Raw genomic sequence first — 15,380 nt, 5'->3', positions numbered from 1 at the left:
ATCGCCGTACATCACCAGACCGTCACCAGACCGGGAGGGCCGCGCGATGCCGACGTCCCGACTTCTGTGGTGGGGCGGGCTCGCGGCCGCCGCCGCAGGCGCCGTGCTGTCCGTGATCGGCTGGTACGGAGTGTCCGGCGAGCGCTTCGCCGAGCGGCAGATCCCCTATCTGGCCTCCTGCACGGTGCCGGGTGCGGCCCTGCTGGTGGCCGGGGCGGTGCTGCTCGCGGCGGCGGGGCGGATGGCCGGGACGACGGGCCGGGAGGAGACCGGGGCACCGACGGCGGCCGTGCCGTCCCCGGACGTGCCGCCCTTCGAACCGCCCTCGTCGGACGGGCCGGTGGTGTGCGTACCGGGCGGGACGCTGGCGCACCGGCCCGACTGCCCCCTGGTCGCGGGCAAGCCGGAGGTGGAGCCGGTCGGCGACAGAGTCCTGGGCCCGTGCCCCGTGTGCGAGCCCCAGGTCTGAACACGTGAGCTCGCTGACGTACGACCTCACCCTCGCGGGGCTCGCGGTCGGCAGTGCGGCCGCACTCACGGGGATCGGGCTGATCGTCACCTACCGGGCCACGGGTGTGCTGAACCTGGCGCAGGGCGCGATCGCGATGGTCTGCGCGTATGTGCTGCGGGAGTTCGCGGTGGAGTGGGGCTGGCCGCTGCCGCTCGCCGCCGCGGTGACACTGCTGGTCGTCGCTCCGGGGATCGGACTTGTCCTGGACCGGCTCGTCTTCCGCCCGATCGCGGTTGTGGAGATGGACCCGGCGCGCGCTCTGGTGGCGTCCATCGGTGTGTTCGTCCTGCTCGTCGGGGGCGCGGCACTGCTGTGGGGCAACGGGGCGCGGTCGGATGCGCCGGAGCTGCTGCCGGACGATCCGTGGGTGCAGCTCGGTGCCGTGCTGCTGCTCGCCGTGCTGGTCACGGCGGTCACCCGGTGGACCCGTTTCGGCCGTGAGCTGCGCGCGGTCGTCGACAACCGCGCGCTCGCGGCACTCGGCGGGATCGACGCGGACCGGGTGTCGGCGGTGGGCTGGGCGTTCGGCTCGTTCACGGCCGGTCTTACGGGTGTGCTGCTCGCGCCTTACGTACGCCTCGATCCCTACGGGCTGCCGCTGCTGGTCGTCGAGGTGATCGCGGTCGCGGTGGTGGCCCGGATGCGGAGTCTCTCGGTGGCCGTGGCCGCCGCCCTGGCGATCGGCGTGGCGCAGGCCCAGCTGACGCGGCTGCATCCCTCGGGGTGGGGCGAGCAGCTGCTCCAGGCGGTGGGGGCGAACCTCTTCGTGGTGGCACTGCTGATCGCGGCGTTGATGCTGCCGGGGGTGGGGGCGCAGAGCACGGTGGCGCGGGCGGCGGCGCCCGCGGTACGCGTCCCCGGCGTGGTCTGGTTGGTGGCCGGGATCCTGTTCCTGCTCCCGCTCGGCTTCGCGGGCACCGACCTGCACGCCTCGATCCAGGTACCGGCGCTGGCGGTGATTCTGCTGTCGCTGGTGGTCGTGACGGGGCGGGGCGGACAGATCTCGCTGGGCCAGGCGGCGTACGCGGGCCTCGGCGCGCTCTTCACGGCACTGCTGGCGGCCGGGCGCTTCCCGGGCCTGCCCGCGATGCCCGAACTGCTCGCGCTGGTCGTCGCGGTCCTGCTGGTCGCGCCCCTGGGACTGCTGACGGGGTGGCCCGCGATCGGCCGCCACGGTCTGGCGCTGGCGCTCGCGACGCTGGCGGTGGGGGTGGGGGTGAGCCGTTTCGTCTTCGCGCAGCCGTACGCGACGGCGGGGCTCTCGCTGTCCCGCCCGACAGGTCTGACGTCCGACCGCGCGTACTACGTGGTCGAACTGGCCGTCCTCGCCTGCGCGCTGCTCGCCGTCTCGGCACTGCGGCGGGGCCGCACGGGCCGCGCGCTGGCGGCCCTGCGCGACCACGAACCCGGCGCGTCGGCGGCTGGTGTGCCCGTCGCGTCCCTCAAACTCCTGGCCTTCGTCCTCGGCGCGGCTCTCGCGGCCCTGGGCGGCGGCCTGCTGGGCATGGGCGTGCGCGCCTTCGACCCCGAGGCGTACGACCCGGTACGCGGCCTGCTCTGGTTCGCCGCGGTGGTGGTCCTGGGCGCGGACAACCTCGTGGGCCCCCTGGTGGCGGCTGCGCTCCTCGTGGGCCTGGACGCGGGCACCCGCGGCGGCGTGGCAGCGGCGGTCATCGGCATCCTGGCTGTCCTGATCGGCCGCTTCCCGGACGCCCCGAGCTGGACCTTCAGACGCCTGGGCCTGACGGCCTCCCGCCACGGCCAGGCGCGTCCGACGCAGCAGCGGGCGGGGGCCGCGTCGACCGACCAAACGGGCCGCGGCGCGGCCGCACGGACCGCCGGCTTGAGTGAAGCCCGGCCCACCATGCCCGGCGGCGAAGCCCGGCCCCCGTCGGCCGGTCCGGCACCAACCCCCGGGCCCGGACCGGTCCCTCGCACCGGCGAAGCCGAGGGCCCAGCGCGCGGCAGCGGCGACCGACAGCCCGGCCGCCCGGCCCGTGGCGGAGCCACTCGTCCACCTCCCGCGCATACCCTCGTCGCCCGTGGCGTGCGGCTGCGGTACCGCGACTTCACCGCCCTCGACGGCGTCGACCTGGTCCTTCCCTCCGGCCAGGTCACCGCCCTCATCGGGGCCAACGGCGCCGGAAAGACCACCCTGTTCAACTGTCTCTGCGGGACGCTGCGGCCCGATCGCGGGAGGGTCGAGCTCGACGGGGTCGACATCACCCGGCTGGCCGCGCACGCGCGCACACGGCTCGGGATTGCCCGGACCTTTCAGCAGCTCGCCGTCTTTGCTTCGCTGACCGTCGAGGAGAACGTACGCATCGGCGCCGAGCAGGGGCACCGGCGGGACCTCTCCGCCGTCGGGCCCGTACTGCGGCTGCTCGGGCTCGACGGGCCCATGCGGGATCTGCCCGCCGCCGGGCTGTCCACCGGGGCCCTGCGCCGCGTCGAGTTGGGCCGGGCGCTCGCCGGGGGCCCGCACACGCTGCTGCTCGACGAGCCTGCCGCCGGGCTCGACGCCGTCGAGGCGGAGGCCCTCGCGCGGATTCTCTGCGCGCTCGCCGCGGACGGGATGGCCGTGCTCGTCGTCGAGCACGATCTCGATCTCGTCGCGCGCATCGCGCAGACGGTGCATGTCATGGAGGCGGGGCGGATCGTGCGATGACCGTCGAGATCGAACTCCGCGCCGCCCGCGTACGCTACGGCCCCCTGGAGGCCCTGCACGGCGTCGATCTCCCCGTGCCCGCGGCCGCCCTCACCGTCCTGATCGGGCGCAACGGCTCGGGCCGTACCACCGCGCTGCGCGCCCTGGCGGGCACCGTGCCGCTGTCCGCCGGCCGGGTGGTGTGGCGCGGCACGGACGTGAGCGGCCTGCACGCCCACGAACGGGCCCGCCGCGGGCTGTGCTTCGTACCGGATCTGCGTGCCGTGTACGACACCCTCACCGTCGCCGAGAACCTCGAACTCGCCGCGCCGGACGGGGACTTCGCCCGTGCTGTCGACGGCTATCCCGCCCTGCGCCCGCTCCTCGCCCGCCGCGCGGGCACCCTCTCCGGCGGCGAGCAGCGCATGCTCGCCGTCTCGCGCGCCCTGCTGATGCCCGCCCGCGTCGTCCTCCTCGACGAGCCCGCCCAGGGCATGTCGCCGCCCGTCGCGGCCCGTACGTACGAACTGCTGCGTGCCCTCGACGCGGCCGTCGTCGTCGCGGAACAGCGTCTGCCGCCCGGAATCGGCGACGGCCGGGGGCCGGTCCTCGTCCATGAACTGCGCCGCGGCACAGTCGCGTTCAGCGGAGAGCCCGCCGAACTCACCCCCCGATAGCCAGCATCATGCCCACCTGCAGCCGGTCCGGCGAGCTCCCGACGACGGCCTTGTTGGCCGCGTAGAGGGCCGGCCAGCCGCCCTTGACCCCGAAGCGCACCGCGATCGAGGAGAGCGTGTCGCCCGGCTGGACGGTGTGGACGCGGCCGTGGAGGCCGTATCTCACGGAGCAGACGGGCCAGGCCCCCCAGCCCTGCGTACGCAGCACGTCCTCCGCCACCGTGATCTGCTGCCGCCGGGTCGCGAGGTCGGCGCGCGGCGCGTACAGGAGACCGCCGTACTCGATCCAGGTCGGCTGCCAGAACTGCAGCCCGCCGTAGTAGCCGTTGCCCGTGTTGGCGTCCCACCGGCCGCTGCTCTCGCACTCGGCGACACAGCTCCAGGGCCACCCGGACGATGCACAGTCGGTCGTCGTGGCGTACGCACCGCTGTGTGGTACGAGGGCCAGAAGTACGGCCACCAGTGCCGCCGGCCACAATCTGATCTTCGACATCGGGCCACGCTAGGCAGCGTGGCCGGGCGAGAAGCGGTGCCGCGCCCGGGCGGCGGGCAGCCCCACCCGGTCGGACCCGGGCGGGGCTGCCGGAGCACACCTCAGAGCGCGAGCCTCTGCCCGGGCACGATGAGGTTCGGATCGCCGCCGATGACGGCCTTGTTAGCGGCAAACACGGAGCGCCAGTTCATGCCGTGCGCCGCCGCGATCCCGCTGAGGGTGTCGCCGCGCCGGACGGTGTAGTCGCCGCGGGAGCTGCCGCGGTCGGTGTGGCCCGATGCCCGCTCCGGCGCCTTTGCCAGAGCGGACGACTTCCTAGCCGAGGACCTGGGGGTGGAGGACTTCGGGGTCGAGGTCTTGTGCGAGGCGGACTCGGGCGCCGCCGGCGCCTTTCCGTACGCCCCCGCCCGCGCCGCGCAGGTGGGCCACGCACCCCACCCCTGCGCCCGCTGGACCTTCGTCGCCACCGCGATCTGCTGGCCCTTGCTCGCCCGGTCCGCGGTGGACGCGTACGCCCCACCGCCGTAGGCACGCCAGGTCCCGGCCGAGAACTGCAGCCCGCCGTAGTAGCCGTTGCCTGTGTTGATGTGCCAGTTTCCGCCGCTCTCGCACGCTGCGATGCGGTCCCATACTCCGGTGTCCGCCGCCCGGGCCTCGCCCGTGGTCGCGGCGAGCAGTGCCAGCGGTGCCACCAGTGCGGCACTGACCAGCGCCGCCGTGTCACGCCTGCGTATGGAACGGGAACTCGTGAACATCAAATTCCTCTCGAAGGACCCGGGGTCCCTCCGGGCGGTGCGGTCCTCGGCGCATCCGGCGCCTGCGTCCGCTCCGCCCAGCCCGCCTGAGGTGGTGATGCGTGGTGCTGTTGTGCGCCGCACTGGCTGTGCGGCCGGGCGGGCTGTCCCGGGCGGTGCTCTCTGCACACGACGGAGGAATCTAGGCAGCGCAGCACTCCGGTATCAACCAATCCCCTGTCATTCCAGGCCAGTTGCCCGTTACCTGAAGTAGCGGCGAAATCCGGCCACCCACTTGATTCGCTGATTTCATGATTTGTCGACCTGCCGACGAGCCGACGTGTGAGCCGCTTCACGGCCCCAACTTCCGTGCACACAGCAGCTGTTGACGGTGAGTAGTCGATTCCGCCCGCTGTCTCACCGCTTGCGTCGGATGGTTCGATTCCATTCCTCTCCGTGCGTGACTCCGGCCACAGATCGCCCGTTGAGCTCTTTATGAGCCGGGACCCGCCCGGCACACACTGATCAAGTCCGAGGAGCCACCCGTGCCGCGCATGCTCGACGTCAGCCAGGACGTCCGCGCCGAGATCGGCGACGAAGAAGCCGACCGGTTGCTCGCCGGCGAGAACGCCCCGGGCAGCTACGACTGCACCTCCTGCCGCACCCCCGGCGACTGTGAGCAGGAACGCACGAGCACCGTCCTGTTCGTCGGCGAGGAGACCGCCGTTCTCGCCTTCGCCCACGCCACCTGCATCCCCTCACAGGTCGTCCAGGTCGCCGAGGACCAGCTGCAGGGCGCCGTCAGGTCCATCACCGGCGAGGAGCCACCGCACCCCGGCGCCCCCCGGTCGGCCGGAGGTTCGGAGCAGGCCGTGCTCGGGATCACCAGCGGCCTCGTACTGATCGACGGCGAACTGCACCCCGCCCTGGTCGTCGAACCGACCGCTCCGATCGCCCGGCCCGGCACGACCGGCAACGGCGGTGACGACTTCCTCCCGCTGCTCATCGAGCAGGGCTTCGTGCCCATCTCCGAGGTCAGCCACCGGCCCACCACCCAGCTGCACGGCTGGTCCGTCCTGGTCGCCATGGGCCAGCTGCACGCCGTGCTCCAGCCCGGCACCGGCGGTGGCAGCCAGGTCGCCTGGTGGCAGGCCCATCAGCCCCTCCAGGTCACCGACGGCTGGCGTGCGGCCGCCAACAAGTCGCACACGGTGCTGGTGTTCGCCGCACCGGTCGGCTCGATCGGCCAGCAGCCGCGCGAGGATCTGCTGCGCGACGCGCTGGAGAGGGCCGCGGCGGGCGGCCGTCTGGTGGCGGCGACGATGCCGCTCGCGGGCACCTGACAGACGTTTGACGAGGGCATGAAGACCCGGGGGTGCGGAAACGCACCCCCGGCGCACGTTGCGCCTCCCCCGGAAGAATGCAGCTCCACGCAGCCCGCATCCGTCCGACGGCCGGGTCGTTGCAGGTACGTGCACTCCTCATACGACGCCTCCCGCCAGCCGTATCAGAGTCAGATCCCCGCCATGCGCCCCGCGTACGACGCGACATCCGGCCAGTCGCCAACGCCGATCTACGACGCGCTGTACTCCGAGTACCGCAGGGCCTTCAAGGCCCTGCCGGGCGACCGGAGCGGGGAGGAGGATCTCGACTTCAAGGCCTTCGGCGCCGGACTGCACAGCAGTCGTGGCGGGCCCGGCAGCCATCAGAGCCACCCGGTGCACCAGACCCATGTGGGCAGCTGGCAGCCGTACCAGGGAAGCCGTCCGCACCACGGGACGCATGTGCCGGCCGCCCTGCCGCCGAGCCCCCGCCGGGGGACGTGACGCACAAGCCGTACGCGAAGGCGCTGCCCCGGACCGTTCACCCGGTCCGGGGCAGCGCCTTCGTTCATGTCACTTCTCGTACGTCACTTCTTATACGTCACTTCTTGCGGCCGCGCTTCTCGCGCACCCGCACCGAGATGTGGATCGGGGTCCCCTCGAAACCGAACTCCTCGCGCAGTCGGCGCTCGACGAAGCGCCGGTAGCCGTGCTCCAGGAAGCCGGAGGCGAAGAGCACGAACCTCGGCGGCTTGGTGCCCGCCTGGGTGCCGAAGAGGATGCGGGGCTGCTTGCCGCCGCGGATCGGGTGCGGGTGGGAGGCGACGATCTCGCCGAGGAACGCGTTCAGCCGGCCCGTCGGGATACGCGTCTCCCAGCCGTCGATCGCGGTCTCGATCGCCGGGACCAGCTTCTCCATGTGGCGGCCGGTGATGGCCGAGACATTGACCCGGGGCGCCCAGGCGATCTGCGCGAGCTCGGTCTCGATCTCGCGCTCCAGGTAGTAGCGGCGCTCCTCGTCGAGGGTGTCCCACTTGTTGTACGCGATGACCAGGGCGCGGCCCGCCTCGACGGCCATCGTGATGATCCGCTGGTCCTGGACGCTGATGGACTCGCTGGCGTCGATCAGGACGACGGCGACCTCCGCCTTCTCGACGGCGGCCGCGGTGCGCAGCGAGGCGTAGTAGTCCGCGCCCTCCTGGAGGTGGACCCGGCGGCGGATACCGGCCGTGTCGATGAACTTCCAGGTGATGCCGCCGAGTTCGATGAGCTCGTCGACCGGGTCGCGCGTGGTGCCGGCGATTTCGTTGACGACGACGCGGTCCTCGTTGGCGACCTTGTTCAGGAGGGAGGACTTGCCGACGTTCGGGCGGCCGATCAGGGCGATACGGCGCGGGCCGCCGACAGCGTTGCCGAAGGTCTGGGCCGGGGCTTCGGGCAGCGCCTCCAGGACGGCGTCGAGCATGTCGCCCGTACCGCGGCCGTGCAGCGAGGAGACGGGGTGCGGCTGGCCCAGGCCGAGCGACCACAGGGCGGTGGCGTCCGCCTCACCGCTGGGTCCGTCGACCTTGTTGGCGCAGAGCACGACGGGCTTTCCGGCCCGGCGCAGCAGCTTGACGACGGCCTCGTCGGTGTCGGTCGCGCCGACCGTGGAGTCGACGACGAAGACGACCGCGTCGGCCGCCTCGATGGCGTACTCGGCCTGGGCGGCGACGGAGGCGTCGATGCCCAGCACGTCCTGCTCCCAGCCGCCGGTGTCGACGAGCTTGAAGCGGCGGCCCGCCCACTCGGCCTCGTAGGTGACACGGTCGCGGGTGACGCCGGGCTTGTCCTCGACGACGGCCTCACGCCGGCCGATGATGCGGTTCACCAGGGTCGACTTGCCGACATTGGGGCGGCCGACGACGGCGAGGACGGGCAGCGGGCCGTGACCGGCCTCGCCGATCGCGTCCTCGACATCCTCGACGTCGAAGCCCTCTTCCGCGGCGAGCTCCATGAACTCCGCGTACTCGGCGTCGCCAAGCGCTCCGTGCTCGTGCTCGTCGCCGGAGTGGATCTGGTCGTTCATGAAGTGCTTACCTCGTTACGTTGCATCATCGATGGACCGCTTGTCGTGCGATCCACTACTCAAGTCTTACCTAGCGCCCGGTGAGACGCTTGGCGTTTTCCAGGTGGGCGGTCAGCCGCTCCTGGATGCGTACGGTCGCCTCGTCCAGCGCCTTGCGCGTACGGCGGGCGCCGTCGCCCGCCGCGAAGGCGTCGCCGAAGACGACGTCGACCCGGCTGCGCAGCGGAGGCAGTGCCCGTACCAACCGTCCGCGGCGCTCGGTGCTTCCCAGCACCGCGACCGGGACGATCGGGGCGCCGGAGCGCACGGCGAAGTAGGCGAGCCCCGCGCGCAGCGAGGCGAAGTCTCCCTCGCCCCGGGTGCCCTCGGGGAATATCCCGAGGACGCCGCCGCCGGCCAGCACGCCGAGCGCGTTGGTGATGGCGGTCCGGTCGGCGGTCGTACGGTCCACCTTCAGCTGACCGATTCCCAGCAGGAACGGGTCCAGGGGGCCGACGAACGCCTCCTTCTTGATCAGGAAGTGCACGGGCCGGGGCGCGGTGCCCATCAGCATCGGCCCGTCGATCATGTGCGAGTGGTTCACGGCCAGGATCACCGGGCCGCTCGCCGGGACCCGCCAGGCGCCGAGCACGCGCGGCCGCCACAGCCCGTACATGAGCCCGATGCCCATGCCACGCCCGACTGCCGCGCCCCTCTCGGACGGTACGCCCTTCCCGGACGATTCGGTCACCGCGCGGCCCGCTTCTCCTCGACGAGGGTGACGACACACTCGATGACCTGCTGCAGGGTCAGGCCGGTGGTGTCCACCTCGACCGCGTCGTCCGCCTTGGCGAGCGGGGAGGTCTTACGGCTGGAGTCGGCCGCGTCCCGCTTGATCAGGGCCTCCCTGGTGGCCGCGACGTCGGAGCCCTTGAGCTCCCCGCTGCGGCGGGCGGCGCGGGCCTCGGGCGAGGCGGTCAGGAAGATCTTCAGGTCCGCGTCGGGCAGGACGGTGGTGCCGATGTCGCGCCCCTCGACGACGATGCCCTTCTCGGCGGCCGCGGCGATGGAACGCTGCAGCTCGGTGATCCGGGCGCGCACCTCGGGCACGGCACTGACCGCGCTCACCTTGGAGGTCACGTCCTGGGTACGGATCGGCCCCGAGGCGTCCTCGCCGTCGACCGTGATGGTGGGGACGGCCGGGTCGGTGCCGGAGACGATGACGGGCTTGCCTGCGGCGGTCGCGATCGCCGTGGGGTCCTGGGTGTCGACGCCGTTGCTGATCATCCACCAGGTGATCGCCCGGTACTGGGCGCCGGTGTCCAGGTAGCTGAGCCCCAGGGCGGCGGCGACAGCCTTGGAGGTGCTCGACTTGCCCGTGCCGGAGGGGCCGTCAATGGCGACGATCACGGATTCCACGGTGTCGGACACCTTCCTGGTACGCGGAGAGGGCAGGCGGAATTGCCGGTGGGCCCTGAACAAGGTTACCGAGTACTTGGGCCTGCCTTTACACACGTACGGCGGCACGGCTTCACCCGGACGCCGGGCTCGCACCACTCGGCTCCATGAGTCTCCCCGGATGCGGATGGGTGGGACCGCTGCGGGGCAGCCCGTCCGCCGCAGGAGCCAGCACCGCCGGCTACTGCCGGATCGACCAGCCCCGTTCCCGCAGTGCCGTCTTCAGGACCGTCGCGGCCGTAGGTTCCACCATGAGCTGCACCAGGCCGGCCTGCTGACCCGTGGCGTGTTCGATGCGGACGTCCTCGATGTTCACGCCCGCGCGGCCCGCGTCCGCGAAGATCCGGGCCAGTTCGCCGGGCTGGTCGCTGATCAGGACCGCGACGATCTCGTACGACGTCGGGGCCTGGCCGTGCTTGCCCGGGACCCGGACGCGGCCCGCGTTGCCGCGGCGCAGGACGTCCTCGATGCCCTCGGCGCCGCCCTGGCGCTTGGACTCGTCCGAGGACTGCAGGGCCCGCAGCGCCTGGACCGTCTCGTCCAGGTCGGCCGCGACACCGGCGAGTACGTCGGCCACCGGGCCCGGGTTGGCGGAGAGGATCTCGACCCACATGCGAGGGTCGGACGCCGCGATCCGGGTGACGTCGCGGATGCCCTGGCCACAGAGCCGTACCGCCGTGTCGTCCGCGTCCTCCAGCCGCGCAGCGACCATCGAGGAGATCAGCTGCGGGGTGTGCGAGACCAGGGCGACGGCCCGGTCGTGGGCGTCGGCGTCCATGACCACGGGGACCGCGCGGCACAGCGCGACCAGTTCGAGGGCGAGGTTGAGGACCTCGGTGTCCGTGTCGCGGGTGGGCGTGAGCACCCACGGGCGGCCCTCGAAGAGGTCCGCGGTCGCGGCGAGCGGACCGGATCGTTCCTTGCCCGACATCGGATGCGTACCGATGTAGGCGCTGAGGTCGAGGCCCAGGGCCTCCAGCTCACGGCGCGGGCCACCCTTGACGCTCGCCACGTCGAGGTAGCCGCGCGCGACCCCGGCGCGCATCGCTTCGGCGAGCGCGGTGGCGACATGCGCCGGCGGTACGGCGACGATCGCGAGGTCGACCCGCCCCTCCGGCGGATCGTCGGTCCCCGCGCCGAGCGCGGCCGCGGTACGGGCCCGCTCCGGGTCGTGGTCCACGAGGTGGACGGCGACCCCGCGCCCCGCCAGGGCCTGGGCCGCCGAGGTGCCGATCAGGCCGGTTCCGATGACGACGGCGGTTCTCACTGGGCGATGTCCTTGCGCAGGGCGGCCGCGGCACCGAGGTAGACGTGCGCGATCTCCGATTTGGGCAGGTCGGACTCGACATGCGCGAGTATCCGTACGACACGCGGCATGGCCCCGACGATGTCCAGCTCCTGCGCGCAGATCAGCGGTACGTCGACGATGCCGAGCTTGCGCGCGGCGGCCGCCGGGAAGTCGCTGTGCAGATCGGGCGTGGCCGTGAACCAGACGCTGATCAGGTCGTCCGCGACGAGTCCGTTCCGCTCGAGCACGGCGGTGAGCAGATCGCTGACCTGCTCGTCCATGTGTCCGGCGTCGTCCCGTTCCAGCTGGACGGCTCCACGGACCGCTCGTACCGCCACGTCGTGCTCCTTACTGTGCGAGTGCTTCATTCAGCGTAGTCAGGCGCGACGGAACAGGGCCGGCTCGACCGCCCTCCGAGACGAATCGCAAGGGCGACCCTGCGCGGCCCGGCCGTGCGCTACAACTGGCGGCATGCTCTTTCACGTCGTGCCCGTGGACGAATGGACGGCGGACATGGACCGTCCGTACGCCCCGGCCTCCCTCGCCACCGAAGGCTTCGTGCACTGCTCGCCGGACGGGCCCGCCGCCCTCGCCATCGCCGACGGCCCCTACCGCGACGTGCCCGACCTGCTGGTCCTCCAGATCGACGAGGCCGGGCTGAGCGCCGAGATCCGCTGGGAGGGTTCCGAGGACATGCTCTTCCCGCATGTGTACGGGCCGATCGAACGGGCGGCCGTCACCGCCGTGTTCACCGTGTGCCGGGACGCGGACGGGCACGCGCGGGAGCTCACTCCCTGGGCGTGAGGGAGCGTAACCCTGGACGCGGCGCCGCGGGTGCAGTTGCATGGGGGTCTGCGCACGCCCCACCACTCGGGGGAGGCCGTCCGTGAAGCCCTCAGGACCACTGTTCACCTTGCTGGCCGGGCTGTTGCTGGGCATTTTCATGCTGTCGCTCAATGCCACGACCGGGACGCGCGCCACATCCTCGTCCCATGACGTCACGGCGACGCCGACGCCGGCCGCACCCGTGCCGAGTACGGCACCGCCCACGTCCCCCTCCCCCACCGAGACCCTGCCCGCCGATTCCGACTACGCGGGCCGTACCGCCGACGACACCGCGTCCGTCGCCGTATCCGTACGCGACGGAAAGGCGATCGGATACTTCTGCGACGGCCGCAGCCGGGAGTCCTGGCTGAAGGGTGATGTCAAGGACGACGGCAGCATGGCGCTGAGCGGCACGGACGGCGCCCGGCTCGACGGCGTCCTGCGGGCCGGGAAGATCGACGGCAAGGTGAAAGTCGGCGACCGGACCTGGCAGTTCACCGCCGCCCCGGCCGTCAAGCCGTCCGGCCTGTACCGCGCCACCGCCGAGGTGCGCGGCGCGAAGATCGTCGGCGGCTGGATCGTCCTCCAGAACGGCCGCCAGGTCGGCATCCTCAACCGCGACGGCAAGCCCGCCGCCGCACCCCGGATCGACCCCGCGTCCGGCGCCGTCACGGTGGACGGCACCCGGCTCACCGCCCGCCCCGTCGTCCCCTGAGCCCGACAACTGAGGTGCGTCATGAGCTTCGGTCCCCCCGTCGATCCCAACGCCCGCACCACCTCGTTCCCCGCGGGCCCGAGCGGCCCCGCTCGCCCCGGCGCCGCCCGCCTCATCGTCCCGGCGCTCGCGGCCGCCGCGGTGGCTGTCGGGCTCGGGGCGTACGGAAAAGTGCACGACCCGGCAGGCACGGCGTTCAACCTCGCCGGCTTCAGCAGCACCGGGGCGGTGAAGTCCTGGCTCGGCACGGCGGCCTTCGCCTTCGCCCTCGTACAGATCGCCTCGGCACTCGCGATGTACGGACGACTGCCGGGCGTCCGGGCGGCCTCCTGGACGCCCGCACTGCACCGCTGGTCGGGGCGGATCGCGTTCCTGCTGGCCGTGCCCGTCGCCGTCCACTGTCTGTACGCGTTCGGCTATCAGACGTACAGCACGCGCGCGATGTGGCACTCGCTGCTCGGTTGCTTCTTCTTCGGTGCCTTCACCGCCAAGATGCTCCTGCTCCGAGCGGAACGACTGCCCGGCTGGCTGCTGCCGATCGTCGGCGGAGCGGTCTTCACGGCCCTCACGGTGATCTGGCTGACCTCGGCGCTGTGGTTCTTCCGCACGGTCGGGGTCACGACATAGGGAGACACGGCCATGGACGCGCGACGACGGACGGTACTGGCAGCGGGGGCGGCCGGCGCGGCCGCGCTGGTGGCGGGCTGCAGTGAGTACGGGGACGACGGCGGTGCCCCGGCGTCCGAGCAGCCGACGCCGACCGCGCCGGGCACGGGCACGAGCGGTCCGCCCGAGAGCTCGGGCGCTCCGGCGGGCGAGGAGCTCGCCAGGACCTCCGAGATCCCGGTGGGCGGCGGCAAGGTCTTCGCCGAGCAGAAGGTCGTGGTGACCCAGCCGACGGCGGGCGACTTCAAGGCCTTCTCCGCGATCTGCACGCACGCGGGCTGCACGGTCAACAAGGTCGCCGACGGCACCATCAACTGCCCGTGCCACGGCAGCAAATACGCCATCGCGGACGCCGCGGTCGTCGGCGGCCCGGCGCCCAGGCCGCTCCCGCCGAAGCAGATCACCGTCGCCGGGGACACCATCCGGCTGACCTGAAGGGCTCGCGTACTCTCTCGCGCATGACCCCGGAAGACCTGGTGCGCGACCACACGATCTACTCCTGTGTCATGGGCTCCCGCGCCTTCGGGCTCGCGACGGAGGGCAGCGACACCGACCTCCGCGGCGTCTTCCTCGCGCCCACGCCGCTCTTCTGGCGTTTCGACAAGCCGCCGAGCCATGTCGAGGGCCCTGCCGACGAGCAGTTCGGCTGGGAGCTGGAGCGGTTCTGCGAACTGGCTCTGCGCGCCAACCCCAATGTGCTGGAGTGCCTGCACTCCCCGCTCGTCGAGCACATCGACGACACCGGGCGCGAACTGCTCGCCCTGCGCGGGGCGTTCCTGTCGCGCCAGGCCCACCAGACCTTCGTGCGCTATGCGATCGGCCAGCGGAAGAAGCTGGAGGCGGATGTCCGGCAACACGGCGCGCCGCGCTGGAAGCACGCGATGCACCTGCTGCGGCTGCTGGGCTCCTGCCGTGATCTTCTGCGTACGGGCGAGCTGGTGATCGACGTGGGCGACGAGCGGAACGCCCTGCTCGCGGTCAAGCGGGGCGAGGTGGCGTGGCCACGGGTGGAGTCCTGGATAACGCGCCTGGCGGACGAGGCCTCGGCGGCGGCCCCAGGCTCCCCGCTCCCACCGGAGCCGGACCGGGCGCGGGTGGAGGACTTCCTGGTCCGGGTGCGGCGGGAGTCAGCACTCAGTGCGTCTCTTCCTCCCGCTGAGCGAGCAGCTCAGCGGTGAGGTTCCCCGGCCGCCGCACGGCCCGGACCTGTTCCGTGGCTGTTTCTACCGGGTGCGCAAGCCGCCTGCGTACGACGAAGTCGTGCAGCGCACCGTATGCCGACGGCTGGTCCGGCAGTCCCGTACCTGCCTGCGCCTCGTCCAGCACCGCATACAGTGTCTCGACGTCACTCGCCACCCGCTCCGGATCGAGCCCCATCGCAGTACCGTGCTCGGCCTCCGCCTTGGTTGCGATCAGGTCGGGCAGATACGCGGGCGCCGCCACCTCCCTGATAAGGGTCGGCAGGTCCGCCTGCACCTCGCCGCTGTGCATCAGATGGATGCCGGTCAGCAGCACACGGAACGTGTAGAGCAGCGGCTTGAGTTCACCGGTCTTCTCGAAGAGCCGCCACTGGGTGCCGGCGAACCCGCGGTAGTGGTGCGCGTGATGCGAGGTCAGCACACCGGGCACCAGCGCCACCAGCTCCGCATGCGAATCCGTGGTGTGCACCACCAGCGGCGAGAGCAGCTGCTCCAGTACGTAGCCGTTCGGGCGCAGCATCAGCCGTACGAACTTTCGCAGGTCGTGCGTGACCAGGTCCATCTCGACCCCGTCCCGGTCCCACATCCGGGACCGGGTCTCCTCCGGCTCGCGCAGACCCACCAGCGCTTCCACCGGCAGTAGATGGACCCCGCGCAGATCAATGTCCGAGTCCCGGGAGGGGAAGCCGTACAGATGGGCACCCGACACCGTCGCGAAGACCAGCGGGTCGGGCGTGCGGGCGATCGCCGACCTCAGGTCGGCGATCCTCAGCTCGATCATGCGCAAAGCATCCCAGA

The 15,380-nt window shown here is 72.0% G+C and carries 18 protein-coding genes; 10 read left to right on the top strand and 8 right to left on the bottom strand.

The features are described from left to right. Positions 1-46 precede the first annotated feature (46 nt). The 3 genes from OG905_RS31965 to OG905_RS31955 are packed head-to-tail and all read left to right on the top strand — an operon-like array spanning position 47 to position 3,835. Positions 47-469 (top strand): hypothetical protein, encoded by a 423-nt coding sequence (locus OG905_RS31965; RefSeq protein WP_328679557.1) that lies wholly within the window; start codon positions 47-49, stop codon positions 467-469. A gap of 4 nt (positions 470-473) precedes the next feature. Continuing rightward, complete coding sequence (locus OG905_RS31960; protein WP_328679555.1) at positions 474-3,179, top strand: ABC transporter permease subunit; 2,706 nt, start codon at positions 474-476, stop codon at positions 3,177-3,179. Beyond that, positions 3,176-3,835, top strand: coding sequence for an ATP-binding cassette domain-containing protein (locus tag OG905_RS31955; protein ID WP_328679553.1), 660 nt, complete (start codon positions 3,176-3,178; stop codon positions 3,833-3,835). Before OG905_RS31960 ends, OG905_RS31955 begins: the two co-directional genes overlap by 4 nt. Here the strand turns inward: OG905_RS31955 and OG905_RS31950 are convergent. Together OG905_RS31950 and OG905_RS31945 are read right to left on the bottom strand one after the other, a co-directional pair. Beyond that, positions 3,822-4,328, bottom strand: a complete 507-nt coding sequence (locus tag OG905_RS31950) for a LysM peptidoglycan-binding domain-containing protein (RefSeq protein ID WP_328679552.1) — start codon at positions 4,326-4,328, stop codon at positions 3,822-3,824. The two genes, OG905_RS31955 and OG905_RS31950, sit on opposite strands and share 14 nt — an antisense overlap. Before the next feature lie 101 nt (positions 4,329-4,429). After that, entirely contained in the window at positions 4,430-5,083 is a 654-nt protein-coding gene (locus tag OG905_RS31945) for a transglycosylase family protein (protein WP_328679549.1), read from the bottom strand. Between the two features lie 524 nt (positions 5,084-5,607). Here OG905_RS31945 and OG905_RS31940 point away from each other — a divergent pair. Together OG905_RS31940 and OG905_RS31935 are read left to right on the top strand one after the other, a co-directional pair. After that, entirely contained in the window at positions 5,608-6,405 is a 798-nt protein-coding gene (locus tag OG905_RS31940) for a hypothetical protein (RefSeq protein WP_328679547.1), read from the top strand. A 183-nt stretch (positions 6,406-6,588) separates the two neighbouring features. Continuing rightward, positions 6,589-6,888, top strand: coding sequence for a hypothetical protein (locus OG905_RS31935; protein WP_443044018.1), 300 nt, complete (start codon positions 6,589-6,591; stop codon positions 6,886-6,888). A gap of 97 nt (positions 6,889-6,985) precedes the next feature. Here OG905_RS31935 and der read toward each other — a convergent pair whose 3' ends face one another. From der to aroH, 5 genes are all read right to left on the bottom strand, one after another. Further along, complete coding sequence (gene der / locus OG905_RS31930; protein WP_328679543.1) at positions 6,986-8,452, bottom strand: ribosome biogenesis GTPase Der; 1,467 nt, start codon at positions 8,450-8,452, stop codon at positions 6,986-6,988. A gap of 70 nt (positions 8,453-8,522) precedes the next feature. After that, the gene (locus tag OG905_RS31925) at positions 8,523-9,122 is read right to left on the bottom strand and encodes a lysophospholipid acyltransferase family protein (protein WP_328682716.1); all 600 of its coding nucleotides are present in this window, start codon (positions 9,120-9,122) and stop codon (positions 8,523-8,525) included. Between the two features lie 56 nt (positions 9,123-9,178). Then, a complete protein-coding gene (gene cmk, locus OG905_RS31920) occupies positions 9,179-9,862 on the bottom strand; it encodes a (d)CMP kinase (protein WP_328679541.1) in 684 nt (227 codons plus the stop codon). Between the two features lie 208 nt (positions 9,863-10,070). Beyond that, positions 10,071-11,156: a prephenate dehydrogenase gene (locus OG905_RS31915; protein WP_328679540.1), complete on the bottom strand. Its 1,086-nt coding sequence runs from the start codon at positions 11,154-11,156 to the stop codon at positions 10,071-10,073. Further along, a complete protein-coding gene (gene aroH / locus OG905_RS31910) occupies positions 11,153-11,515 on the bottom strand; it encodes a chorismate mutase (protein ID WP_142216291.1) in 363 nt (120 codons plus the stop codon). Before aroH ends, OG905_RS31915 begins: the two co-directional genes overlap by 4 nt. 133 nt (positions 11,516-11,648) lie before the next feature. On the opposite strand from aroH, the gene OG905_RS31905 reads away from it, so the two are divergent. From OG905_RS31905 to OG905_RS31885, 5 genes are all read left to right on the top strand, one after another. Then, positions 11,649-11,981: a DUF952 domain-containing protein gene (locus tag OG905_RS31905; protein WP_328679536.1), complete on the top strand. Its 333-nt coding sequence runs from the start codon at positions 11,649-11,651 to the stop codon at positions 11,979-11,981. Positions 11,982-12,063: 82 nt separating this feature from the next. After that, the gene (locus OG905_RS31900) at positions 12,064-12,717 is read left to right on the top strand and encodes a hypothetical protein (protein WP_328679534.1); all 654 of its coding nucleotides are present in this window, start codon (positions 12,064-12,066) and stop codon (positions 12,715-12,717) included. A 21-nt stretch (positions 12,718-12,738) separates the two neighbouring features. Further along, on the top strand, positions 12,739-13,344 hold the full coding sequence (locus tag OG905_RS31895) for a DUF6529 family protein (RefSeq protein WP_328679532.1): 606 nt from the start codon (positions 12,739-12,741) through the stop codon (positions 13,342-13,344). A gap of 12 nt (positions 13,345-13,356) precedes the next feature. Continuing rightward, complete coding sequence (locus OG905_RS31890; RefSeq protein WP_328679530.1) at positions 13,357-13,818, top strand: Rieske (2Fe-2S) protein; 462 nt, start codon at positions 13,357-13,359, stop codon at positions 13,816-13,818. Between the two features lie 23 nt (positions 13,819-13,841). Beyond that, entirely contained in the window at positions 13,842-14,561 is a 720-nt protein-coding gene (locus OG905_RS31885; RefSeq protein ID WP_328679529.1) for a nucleotidyltransferase domain-containing protein, read from the top strand. On the opposite strand, the gene OG905_RS31880 is transcribed toward OG905_RS31885, so the two are convergent. Continuing rightward, positions 14,518-15,363 (bottom strand): nucleotidyltransferase domain-containing protein, encoded by an 846-nt coding sequence (locus OG905_RS31880; protein WP_328679527.1) that lies wholly within the window; start codon positions 15,361-15,363, stop codon positions 14,518-14,520. The genes OG905_RS31885 and OG905_RS31880 overlap by 44 nt on opposite strands. Positions 15,364-15,380 lie beyond the last annotated feature (17 nt).

It is taken from the genome of Streptomyces sp. NBC_00322 (assembly GCF_036147535.1).
GTDB lineage: Bacteria > Actinomycetota > Actinomycetes > Streptomycetales > Streptomycetaceae > Streptomyces.
This window is presented reverse-complemented; position numbering and strand designations above follow the sequence as displayed.